8 protein-coding genes are annotated in these 11,779 nt (G+C 62.1%); 5 read left to right on the forward strand and 3 right to left on the reverse strand.

Annotated elements, in window-relative coordinates; genetic code table 11:
* Positions 1–29: 29 nt before the first annotated feature.
* The 3 genes from entF to fes are packed head-to-tail and all read right to left on the reverse strand — an operon-like array spanning position 30 to position 5,361.
* Complete coding sequence (gene entF / locus OHJ17_RS18395) at positions 30–3,911, reverse strand: enterobactin non-ribosomal peptide synthetase EntF (RefSeq protein ID WP_032432764.1); 3,882 nt, start codon at positions 3,909–3,911, stop codon at positions 30–32.
* A gap of 10 nt (positions 3,912–3,921) precedes the next feature.
* Positions 3,922–4,125 carry an MbtH family protein gene (locus OHJ17_RS18400; RefSeq protein ID WP_004176919.1) on the reverse strand — a complete coding sequence of 68 codons (204 nt, stop codon included), beginning with the start codon at positions 4,123–4,125 and terminating at the stop codon, positions 3,922–3,924.
* A 27-nt stretch (positions 4,126–4,152) separates the two neighbouring features.
* Positions 4,153–5,361: an enterochelin esterase gene (gene fes, locus OHJ17_RS18405; protein ID WP_023328714.1), complete on the reverse strand. Its 1,209-nt coding sequence runs from the start codon at positions 5,359–5,361 to the stop codon at positions 4,153–4,155.
* 259 nt (positions 5,362–5,620) lie between these two features.
* On the opposite strand from fes, the gene fepA reads away from it, so the two are divergent.
* The 5 genes from fepA (at position 5,621) to OHJ17_RS18430 (ending at position 11,779) form a co-directional block, all read left to right on the forward strand.
* Positions 5,621–7,849 (forward strand): siderophore enterobactin receptor FepA, encoded by a 2,229-nt coding sequence (gene fepA / locus OHJ17_RS18410; protein ID WP_012737617.1) that lies wholly within the window; start codon positions 5,621–5,623, stop codon positions 7,847–7,849.
* A 66-nt stretch (positions 7,850–7,915) separates the two neighbouring features.
* Positions 7,916–8,575, forward strand: a complete 660-nt coding sequence (gene entD, locus OHJ17_RS18415; protein ID WP_012068421.1) for an enterobactin synthase subunit EntD — start codon at positions 7,916–7,918, stop codon at positions 8,573–8,575.
* Positions 8,576–8,692: 117 nt separating this feature from the next.
* Positions 8,693–9,634 carry a D-ribose ABC transporter substrate-binding protein gene (locus OHJ17_RS18420; RefSeq protein WP_004178959.1) on the forward strand — a complete coding sequence of 314 codons (942 nt, stop codon included), beginning with the start codon at positions 8,693–8,695 and terminating at the stop codon, positions 9,632–9,634.
* Positions 9,635–9,644: 10 nt separating this feature from the next.
* Positions 9,645–10,253: a DUF2291 family protein gene (locus tag OHJ17_RS18425; protein ID WP_025368359.1), complete on the forward strand. Its 609-nt coding sequence runs from the start codon at positions 9,645–9,647 to the stop codon at positions 10,251–10,253.
* Positions 10,253–11,779, forward strand: coding sequence for a sugar ABC transporter ATP-binding protein (locus OHJ17_RS18430; RefSeq protein WP_012068418.1), 1,527 nt, complete (start codon positions 10,253–10,255; stop codon positions 11,777–11,779). The genes OHJ17_RS18425 and OHJ17_RS18430 overlap by 1 nt, the downstream gene beginning before the upstream one ends.

Consider the following 11,779-nt stretch of genomic DNA (forward strand, 5'->3'; position numbering starts at 1 on the left):
GGCTACCTGCTGTAGCCCGAACTCAACCGTTACCCCAGAATCTCCCTGACCACCGGACCGATGGCCTCAAAGGCCTGCGGGGAGATGATATCGACGTGGGCGCAGTTCTGGCTGAACACCTCCAGTTCCCCCACCCACGGGCCCCATACGACCTGCGGATCCATCCCCTCCTGCCGCGTCTTCTCCGCCACGAACAGCGTCGCCTTGCCGTCAAACTTCGCGCTGTGCGCGGTGGTTAACAGCCGCACCGCATCGGCATAGTTGCCTTCGATGGCGCTGAACAGCTCGCCAGAGGCTTGCCCCTGCTGGGCGGCGAGGAACGCCTCGCGCTCGCGGTCGATCTCCGCCAGTACCTCGGGATCCAGCCCGTTGGCCTCTTTCTCTGCCCAGTTTTGCGTCTCCGGCGGCCAGGTATCCAGCAGGCCGAGGAAGGCCACCGCTTCGCCGCGCTGGCGCAAGCGGGCGGCAATCCCCTGGGCTAAGGTGCCGCCCAACGAATACCCGAACAGGTAATAAGGGCCGTGCGGCTGCTGCGCCAGCAGCGTGCGCAGATGATGCTCGCAGACCTCGTCGAGGCTGGCGGCGCTGGCCATCGGCCCCTGCGGGCGCGGCGACTGAATACCGGTAATCGACCAGCGCGGGCTGAGATAGCGCGCCAGCACGCTGAACTGCCAGGCGAAGCCGGAGGCGGGATGGAAGCAGAACAGCGTCGGGCCGTCGCTCTCGCGCAGCGGCAGAAGCGTATCCAGCCCCAGGCGCTGGGCCTGCTCATCGCTGAGATCGGCGGCCAGCAGCGCGCTCAGTTTGCCCACCGTCGAGGCCACCATCACCTGCCCCGGGGTCACCTGCCGCGCCAGCTGGCGGCTGAGCTGTGCCGCCAGGCGCATCGCCAGCAGCGAATGACCGCCAAGGGCGAAGAAATCGGCGTCGATATCGTTCACCTCGCAGCCCAGCAGCTGGCTGAAGGCGGCGGCGACAAGAGTTTCCATGCCGGGCTCCGGCGGCCGGCCGCTGCGCTCGCCGCCGAGGGTCGGCAGCGGCAGCGCTTTGCGGTCCAGTTTGCCGTTGGCGCTCAGCGGCAGGTCGGCGAGCTGCATCAGCACCACCGGCACCATATGCGGCGGCAGCTGTTCCGCCAGCCGCGCTTTCAGCGCCGCGGTATCCAGCGGCAGGCCGGAGTCAGAGACCAGATAGCCCACCAGCTGCCGGGCATCGCCGCCGGTCGCCGCCGCCTGGTTGAAGACGCAGGCATGACTCACCGCCTGCCCCACGTCCGGCAGGGCCGACATCACCCGATCAATCTCGCCAAGCTCGATGCGCTGCCCGCGGATCTTCAGCTGATCGTCGCTGCGGCCAAGGTACTCCACCGCGCCGTTCGTCAGCCAGCGCGCCACGTCGCCGGTGCGATACATCCGCTCGCCGGGGGCAAACGGGTCGGCGATAAAGCGGCTGGCGGTGAGATCCGGGCGCCCCAGATAGCCCTGCGCCAGCTGGATGCCGGTGAGATAAAGATCCCCCGCCACCCCCGGCGGCACCGGGCGCATCGCGGCATCGAGAATGCGCAGCCCGGTGTTCCACACCGGCCAGCCAATCGGCACGCTGCTGCCGGTCACCGCCGCCAGCTCAGATCCGCAGGCCGGGTACCAGCTGACGTCCACCGCCGCCTCCGTCGGGCCGTACAGGTTATGCAGCGGCGCGCCGGTTAAGCGCTCCCACTCGCGGCACAATTCCGTCGGCAGCGCTTCGCCGCTGCAGAATACCCGCCGCAGCGTGCGGCAGGCAGCGACGCTGTCGGCATCCAGCGAGGCGACAAACGCCGCCAGCATCGACGGCACAAAGTGGGTGGTGGTCACGCCGTAGCGGGCGAAGAACTGCTGCATCGCCTGCGGGTCGCGGTGCGCCTCCGGCTCGGCCATCACCAGCTGCGCGCCGGCGATAAACGGCCACCAGAATTCCCACACCGACACGTCGAAACTGCACGGCGTTTTCTGCGCCACCACGTCGTCGGCAGATAACGGATAGCGATCCTGCATCCACAGCAGGCGGTTGACGATGGCGGTCTGGCCGACCATCACCCCTTTCGGCCGCCCGGTGGAGCCGGAGGTAAAGATGATGTAGGCGGTATGGTCTGGTTTTGACAGCGCCAGCGGCGCGTCATCCCCGGCGGCCAGCGGCTGCTGGTAGCAGAGGCTTTCCAGCCCCGGAATATCGCTGAAGCGGGCCAGTTGATCCTCCGTGGCGATCAGCAGCGACGGCCGGGCGTCTTCCAGCATCATCCGCAGGCGGTCGTCCGGGTAGCCTGTGTCCAGCGGCAGCCAGGCGGCCCCCGCTTCGACAATGCCGTGCAGCGCCAGGGTCAGGAACACCGAGCGCGGCAGGGCCACCGCCACGCTGTCCCCAGGCTTCACGCCGCGCTGACGCAGCAGCTGCGCGAGCGCCACCACCTGCTGACGCATCTCGCGATAGCTGAACTGCCAGCGGGCATCCGCCAGCGCCGGCGCATCCGGGGTCTTCCGCGCCTGGTCGGCCACCAGCGCGCTGAGGGTGGTGGCAGGCAGCGGCACAACGGTATCGTTGACCGCCGCCAGCCGGGCCAGCTCGTCGGCGGAGAGCATCTCTGCTTCGCCGCAGCGCAGCGCCGGATCGGCGGCGAACTGCGCCAGCAGCGCGGTCAGTCGCGCCATGTGGCGACGAAGCTCGGCTTCGTCGTACCGGGCCTTGTTGGCGAGGATCTCCAGCGACAGCCCGCCGGTCTCATCCGGGAACAGCGCCAGCTCGAGATCGTTGACCGGGCCGGTGGCGAGGGTGTGGGTCACTGCCTGCACACCATCGATATCCAGCTGGTAATCAAAGACTTTGACGTTCAGCACCGGGCCGAACAGCGGTTCGTCCCCTGCCGCTTTGCCGCTGTCGCGGACGATCTGCTCGGCGTCATAGCGCTGATGGCGGCGCATCTTTTTCAGCTGACCGGCGAGGCGCATCGCCAGGTCCGCCAGCGTCTCCCGGGCGTCAATATGCACCGCCAGAGGCAGGACATTGAGCACCGGCCCCGTCGAGGTCAGCGCGGCTGAACCCATCCGGCGCATAAAGATAAAGCCCGCCGCGTAGTCCATCCGGTTGCACAGGCGGCCCAGCCACAGCGTGGTGAGCGCCAGCGCCAGATCAGCGGGCTGACACTGCGGCGCATGGCTGGCCAGGCGGCGGAAGCCGTCGGCGTTCATCTCCAGCTTCATCCGCCAGATATCGCTCCCGGCGGCGCGCCCGCCCAGCGGCGCGGCAGAGAGTGAGGCAGGCGCCGGTAACGCCTGGCGCTGGGCCTGCCAGAAAGCTTTATCCCGCTGCCAGGCCTCGCTGCCGGCGTAGCGCAGGTACTCGTCCACCACCTCGGCGAAGGGGGTGAAAGGCGACTCAGGAGTAGCTTCCCCCCGCTGCCAGGCGCGATAAATGGCGGCGATCTGCCGGGTTATCGCCGGGAAGCTGAAGCCATCCACCAGCAAGTGGTGATAACGCTGATACCAGTACCAGCGGTCGTCGCCGACGCGCAGCAGCTGATGGCACACCAGCGGGTTGCCGCCGTCGACGCGCAGATCCTGCGCCAGATCCGCCTGCATCCGCTCCGTGGCGGCGCGATGCGGATCCGGCGCCGTCCGCAGGTCAATGATCGACGGTTCGCCAAAGGTGCGGTCGGCCGCCAGCCACTGCCAGACTTCCCCCTCCTCTTCCTCAAAGCGCAGGCTGAGGGTGTCCGCCTGCTGCAGACCGGCGACAATCGCTTTTCCCAGCAGCGTCGGATCGAGGGCGCCGCGTAGTTCAACATAGTGGGCTACGCTCCAGGCGCCTGGCAGAGTGGAGAGGCGCTCGGCCATCCAGATCCCCGGCTGCGCGGCAACCAGCGGTAAACGAGTGGTCATTGTCAGCTCCTTATGACGCATGATGGGCGGGGGTCAGTGTCGACCAGTTGGCCGCCAGCCAGGCGTTGCAGGCCTCGGCCGACTGCGGGGGGCACACCACCGTCCAGCCGGCAGGCAGGTCGCAATGCGCCGGCCACAGGCTGTACTGCTGTTGATCATTGCGCAGAATGTAAAACTGCCCTTGCGGATTGTCGAAGGGGTTACTGAATTGCATATCAAACTCCTGTCGTAAAACGCGATGCTAAGGGTGCGACAGCAGAGGCTGCCAGAGCTGGATAAGCCCTGCCGTCAGCCCGCCGCGCCAGCAAAGCGCATCATGCCCGCCGTCAACCTGACGCCAGAAAATCGTCTGCTGTGTTGTGATGAGTTGCGCCAGTAGCGCCTGGTTCGCGCGAAAAATGATCGGTTCGCGTTGGCCCGCTTCCAGCCAGACGCGCAGCCCGGCCGCGGACACCTCACCCTGGCGAAGCTGTTCGCCGATAAAGCCCGTCCCGCGGCCATCGCGGTGCGGCCACCAGTAGGAGCCTGACTGGCTGAGCACGCAGCCAAAGCGCTGCGGCCAGTTGAGAGCGGCGAACATCGCCGCCAGACCGCCGAAGCTTTGCCCGGCCGCCACCGTCCGATCCGGGCGGTCGCTGAACGGGGCATAGCCGTGGACCAGCGGCAGGAGCTCCTCCTGCACCGCCAGCCAGAAATCGCGGTGACAGGGCAGCTCAACCCCGCGGCGCTGGTTGTCGATCGCGTCGATCAGCAGGTAGACCGCCGGCGGCAGTCTCCCCTCGCGGGTCAGGGCGGCCAGCGGCGACCACACCGGCATGCTCTCGGCCCAGAACTGGCCGTCGAGCAGGATCGCCAGCGGCCGCGTTTGCGGGTCGACAGCCTCGCCGGTGGTGTAGATCCAGACCCGGCGATGGTTGCCCAGACGCGCGCTGCGCCACTCAAGGCAACGGGCGGCAGGATGCGCCTCATTAAGCGGGTCCCAGCCGGGCTGCGCGGGGGCCTGCGGCATCTCCAGGGCGGACACGCCATGGCCGCGTCCGCCCCGCCAGCTGTGCGGGTTCAGCGGATCGGCTATCGCCCGCGGCAGCAGTTTGCGCCAGCCTTCGCGTAGCAGCGCGCGGTCGGGCGCATCAGCGCTGAACACCTCAGGGGAAAAATCATCGTCACGGTCGGAGGGAATAAAACAGTAGCTGCCGCGCCAGGTCGGCGACAGCGTAGTGCGCCAGAACCAGGCGTCGGTCCCGGGGAGACGTTGCAGCGATTGCGGACGCGCATTCTGATGGTGGTCGGTCACGCCGGTGATATAGAGCCATACCCGACGATGGGGAGAGCAGGTTTCATCCCCCGCCGGGTCCCGCCACCAGAACGTTACCTCGATGGCGTCATCCACTGCGCGGCACTGCGGCCCCCGCAGGGTTTGCCACCACTCCTCGCTTCCTGTCCTTAACATTCTGTCATTAACCCTATGTATAGCGTGACTTTTTTAATTAATTGTCATTATTTATTGATAATATTATTGATAACTATTTGCATTTGCAATAGCGTATTAGCGCGCCGTGGGAAGCGCGTCTTTCATCAGAACATGTCAAATCGGGCCTATTCAGCCAGCGACGGAGTGCCTTTGCCCGCTTTTGGCAACATTTATGCCGCCTCCCCTCCCGGTGGGAAGGGGCGTTTGGGGAACGTGGCGACAAAAAGCAGGAATAACAATGAATAACAGGATCAAATCCCTGGCCTTGCTGGTCAATCTGGGAATTTACGGGGTTGCTTTTCCGTTAAGCGCAGCGGAAACCGCCACCGACGATAAAAACAGCGCCGCTGAAGAGACCATGGTGGTCACCGCCGCCGAGCAGAACCTGCAGGCGCCGGGCGTCTCCACCATCACCGCCGATGAGATCCGCAAACGCCCCCCGGCGCGCGACGTCTCGGAGATCATTCGCACCATGCCGGGAGTCAACCTGACCGGCAACTCCACCAGCGGCCAGCGCGGCAACAACCGCCAGATTGATATCCGCGGCATGGGCCCGGAAAATACCCTGATCCTGATCGACGGCAAGCCGGTCACCAGCCGCAACTCCGTGCGCCTTGGCTGGCGCGGCGAGCGCGACACCCGCGGCGATACCAGCTGGGTGCCGCCGGAGATGATCGAACGTATCGAAGTGATTCGCGGCCCGGCCGCCGCCCGCTACGGCAACGGCGCCGCCGGCGGCGTGGTGAATATCATCACCAAAAAAACCGGCGATGAGTGGCACGGCTCATGGAACACCTATATGAACGCCCCGGAGCACAAGGATGAAGGCTCCACCAAACGCACTAACTTCAGCCTCAGCGGCCCGCTGGGCGGCGATTTTAGCTTCCGCCTGTTCGGTAACCTCGACAAAACGCAGGCCGACGCCTGGGATATCAACCAGGGCCATCAGTCCGAGCGTACCGGGATCTATGCCGATACTCTGCCGGCCGGGCGCGAAGGGGTGAAAAACAAAAACATCGATGGTCTGGTGCGCTGGGAATTCGCTCCGATGCAGTCGCTGGAGTTTGAGGCCGGCTACAGCCGCCAGGGCAACCTCTACGCCGGCGACACCCAGAACACCAACTCCAACGACCTGGTAAAAGAGAACTACGGCAAAGAGACCAACCGTCTGTATCGCAACACCTACTCGGTTACCTGGAACGGCGCCTGGGACAACGGGGTGACCACCAGCAACTGGGCGCAGTACGAACGCACCCGCAACTCGCGCAAAGGCGAAGGCCTGGCCGGCGGCACCGAGGGGATCTTTAACAGCAACCAGTTCACGGATATCGATCTGGCGGATGTGATGCTGCACAGCGAAGTCAGCATTCCCTTCGACTATCTGGTTAATCAGAACCTGACGCTGGGCAGCGAGTGGAACCAGCAGCGGATGAAGGATAACGCCTCCAATACCCAGGCGCTGTCGGGCGGCAGCATCCCGGGCTACGACAGCACCGGCCGCAGCCCGTACTCGCAGGCGGAAATCTTCTCGCTGTTCGCTGAGAACAACATGGAGCTGACCGACACCACCATGCTGACCCCGGCGCTGCGTTTCGATCATCACAGCATCGTCGGCAATAACTGGAGCCCGTCCCTCAACCTGTCGCAGGGCCTGTGGGATGACTTCACGCTGAAGATGGGCATCGCCCGCGCCTATAAAGCGCCGAGCCTGTATCAGACCAACCCGAACTACATTCTCTACAGTAAAGGCCAGGGCTGCTACGCCAGTAAAGACGGCTGCTATCTGCAGGGTAACGACGACTTAAAAGCCGAGACCAGCATCAACAAAGAGATTGGCCTCGAGTTTAAACGCGACGGCTGGCTGGCGGGCGTCACCTGGTTCCGCAACGACTACCGCAACAAGATTGAAGCGGGCTATGCTCCGGTCTATCAAAACAATAAAGGTACCGATCTCTACCAGTGGGAAAACGTGCCGAAAGCGGTGGTGGAAGGTCTGGAGGGGACGTTGAACGTTCCGGTGAGCGAGACCGTCAACTGGACCAACAACATCACCTATATGCTGCAGAGTAAGAACAAAAAGACCGGCGATCGTCTGTCGATTATCCCGGAATACACGCTGAACTCCACCCTGAGCTGGCAGGTTCGCGATGACGTTTCGCTGCAGTCGACCTTCACCTGGTACGGCAAGCAGGAGCCGAAGAAGTACAACTACAAGGGTCAACCGGTCACCGGCAGCGAGAAGAACGAGGTTAGCCCCTACAGCATCCTCGGCCTGAGCGCGACCTGGGACGTCACCAAATACGTCAGTCTGACCGGCGGCGTGGATAACGTCTTCGATAAGCGCCACTGGCGCGCGGGCAACGCCCAGACCACCGGGGGCGCCACCGGCACGATGTACGGCGCCGGCGCCGAGACCTACAATGAATCGGGCCGCACCTGGTACCTGAGCGTCAACACCCACTTCTGATAGCGGGTTCTCCCTCCCCCGCCCTTGCTGGACAAAGGGCGGGGGCAACCGCGGTAACCTTATCCTATGCGCCACCATCGCACCGTTTTGCCTCTGGCCGGCTATACCATCCAGCAGATCGACTTCGACCCGGCGACTTTCCAGCCTGAAGATCTGTTCTGGCTGCCCTATCACGCCAGCCTGACCGGGTGGGGCCGCAAGCGGCAGGCGGAGCACCTGGCCGGACGCATCGCCGCGGCATACGCCCTGCGCGAGGTGGGGGAGAAACGGCTTCCCGCCATCGGCGATCGGCGCCAGCCGCTGTGGCCCACGCCCTGGTTCGGCAGCATAAGTCATTGCGGCCAGCGCGCGCTGGCGGTGATCGCCGATCGGCCGGTGGGCGTCGATATCGAGCGCCGGTTTACCCCACAGCTGGCCGCGGAGCTGGAGAGCAGCATTATCAGCCCGGCGGAAAAAACGGCGCTGCTGCACAGCGGCCTGCCCTTCCCGCTGGCGCTGACGCTGGCGTTTTCGGCAAAAGAGAGTGGGTTTAAGGCCTGGTCCTCACACGCTTCCGGCCTGCCCGGCTTCCACAGCGCCCGGATTGTGGCACTCACTACGCAGCAGATCCATTTACGTTTTACCGCCAGCTTCTCCCTGCAACTTGCTGATTTCCCCCTTCAAATCAATCATCTGATAAAAGACGATCTCGTTATTACCTGTACCTGCCCGACTCGCGAAGCGTGATCCTTTTCGCTTTTTAAGAAATTACCTGTGCAAACCGTAGACAGTTCTGACTGGCCGCTTTATGGTTACATTGAATAATAAATCATTATTGAATATATATTCAATGCGGAGATAATAATGAAAACTACCCTGATAAAGTCTGTTCTGTTTGCCTCCATGATGGCCGCATCTGGCTCACTTTTCGCCGCCGATAATGGCCTGATCGCAATCATTACCCCTTCACATGATAATCCTTTCTTTAAAGCCGAGGCTGACGGCGCAGCGGCGAAAGCAAAAGAACTGGGTTACAGCACCCTGGTCGCCTCTCACGACGACGACGTCAACAAACAAAACCAACTGATTGAAACGGCTATTGCGCGGAAAGCCAAAGCCATCATCCTTGATAATGCTGGCGCGGATGCTACCGTCGGCCCGCTGGAAAAAGCAAAAGCGGCAGGTGTGCCGGCATTTTTAATCGACAGGGAGATCAATAAAACCGGCGTCGCCGTGGCGCAGATCGTCTCTAACAACTATCAGGGCGCCCAGCTTGGCGCAGAAAAGTTTGCCAGTCTCCTCAACGGTAAAGGCAAGTATGTCGAACTATTAGGTCGTCAGTCAGACACTAACGCCAGCGTCCGCTCGCAGGGTTATCACGATGTGCTGGACGACTATCCGGAAATGAAAATGGTCGCCCAGCAGACGGCGAACTGGAGCCAGACGGAGGCCTTTACCCGTATGGAAGCCATTCTGCAGACGAATCCGGATATCGTCGGCGTGATTTCCGGCAACGATACCATGGCGCTGGGGGCGGAAGCGGCGCTGAAAGCCGCGGGTAAAAACGACGTGATTGTTGTCGGCTTCGACGGCAGCGACTACACGCGCGACTCGATACTCAAGCAGGGCAACATTAAGGCCACAGTTCTCCAGCCCGGCTGGAAGCAGGCGCAAATGGCCGTGGAACAGGCGGACTTTTTCCTGAAGAACGGGAAAGCCCAGAAAGAAGAGAAGCAGTTGATGGACTGCATCCTCATCGATAGTGGCAATGCGAAAAAACTCAACATGTTCAACCTCAGCGAGTAAGGCGGAAATGATGCGGTTAAAACAATGGGGCGCCGTGCTGATGGGCTGCGCCGCCCTGTTGCTGACGGCCTGCACGGTGGTGGACTTAGATGAGAATGGCAAGCCAGTGCTGCCTGCCGACCCGAACGCGAAACCCAGCTTCGACCATCTCACCCCGCAGCAGATCGCGCAACAAACCTGGCAATCTCGAGTGATTGACGCAGCGAACCAACATGCGCTGGACGCGACTGCGCTGGAAAAAGTGCGCCAGGCGTCTGGCGCTACGCCACAGAGCGTCTTTGTCCGCCTGAACAGCGAGGTGACCGGGACTGACGTCAGCAACCCACGCGAGCAAAAGCTCACTCTTACGCTACTGGGCCAGCCGTTGGTCGTGCAGTTGGGTCCTGTCATGAGAGGCAACGCCATTCGCGATGCCAGCGGTTTTAAATTTGAAGACTTTACCAACCAGGTGCAGTTTGCGCAGCTTTCACGCGCCTACAACCGGGAGGCAATAAAATCGTTGCCGACAGTGGACGCGAGCTGGACAGGCAAGCCTATCGATATTCTCTTTGCGGTCACGGTGGTTAACGGCAGCCTGCAGGATGCGGCCGCTCTTGAGCTAAAACAGGAGGCGCGCTGATGGCCAGTTCACCCGCAGAGGAAATCATTTTACGCACCCGTGGTATTTCCATGCTGTTCCCCGGCACGGTGGCCCTGGATAACGTCGACTACAACGTCTGGCGTGGCAAAGTTAACGTGATCATCGGCGAAAATGGCGCGGGTAAATCAACGCTCATGAAAATTCTCGCCGGTGTGCAACAGCCGAGCCTGGGCGAAATGGAACTCAACGGCAACATAGTCCATTTCTCCAGCACCCGCGAGGCCGCCGCCCACGGCATTGGTATGGTCCACCAGGAGCTGAACCTGTTTGAAAATCTTAGCGTCGCGGAAAATATCTTTCTTGGTCGCGAGCTACAGCGCGGGCTTACGCCAATTAACGAAGCAGAGCAGGAACGACAAGCCGCGGAGCTGTTGCAGCGACTCGATCAGCCGATCTCGCCGCGGGAGCTGGTGGGTAACCTGAAGGTCGGTCAGCAGCAGTTGGTTGAGATAGCCAAAGCGCTGGCGGAAAATGCGGACATTCTGATCCTTGATGAGCCTACATCCGCCTTAAGCAAAACCGAGGTGGATATCCTGTTTCGGGTCATCCGCGAGCTGACGCGTCAGGGGGTGTCCATTATCTACATCTCACACCGTCTGGAAGAGCTGATGGCCATCGGCGACGTCATTACCATTCTGCGTGACGGCAAATTCCAGGCGGAGGCCAGGGTGAGTGAAATTGATGTGCCATGGATCGTCCGTGAAATGCTGGGAAGCGATCCGGTAAGTCATTTTCTTCCCCCGAATCGCCGCTTCGGTGCCCCACTGCTGGAAGTGGAGAACCTGACCTGCGTGAATGCCGCGGGCAATACGGTGGTGGATAACGTCAGTTTTAAAGCACATGCCGGTGAAATTATTGGGATCTACGGCCTGATGGGCGCCGGACGAACCGAGCTGTTTGAATGTCTGCTGGGGACAGCGCGCCACTACTTTGGCAAGATCTGGCTGGACAGCAAACCGGTTCCCCAGCGGTTAACCACGGCCGAACGCATCCGCATGGGCATGAGTCTGGTGCCGGAAGATCGTAAGCGGACCGGGATTTTTCCGATCTCTTCAGTCGCCAGCAATCTGACCATTGCCAGCCTGTGGCGTCGTCTTCAGCGCGGGGTAACCATTGCCAATAAAGAGGAAGAGGCCGTCGTCGCCAGCACAATTGGCAATCTATCCATCAAGGTCTCATCACCAGAAGTCGAGATCCAGGCGCTCAGCGGCGGCAATCAGCAAAAGGTGGTTATTGGCCGTTCGCTGTTAACCAATCCGAAGGTGCTGTTTCTTGACGAGCCTACGCGCGGAATCGACATCGGCGCCAAGGGGGATGTGTTTCGCATGATGGTGCAATTGTCGCAGCAGGGAATGGCGGTGGTGTTCTCCACCTCCGATTTAAAAGAAATCATGGCGGTCTCTGACCGTATCCTGGTGATGTCAGGCGGCAAACTGACCGCCGATATCGTTCGTGACCAGGCCGAAGAGTCGGCGCTGGTTTCAGCAAGCGCTCAGGGGTTCTAA

The organism is Klebsiella sp. KP20-425-1 (genome assembly GCF_025813515.1).
Taxonomy (GTDB): domain Bacteria; phylum Pseudomonadota; class Gammaproteobacteria; order Enterobacterales; family Enterobacteriaceae; genus Klebsiella; species Klebsiella pneumoniae.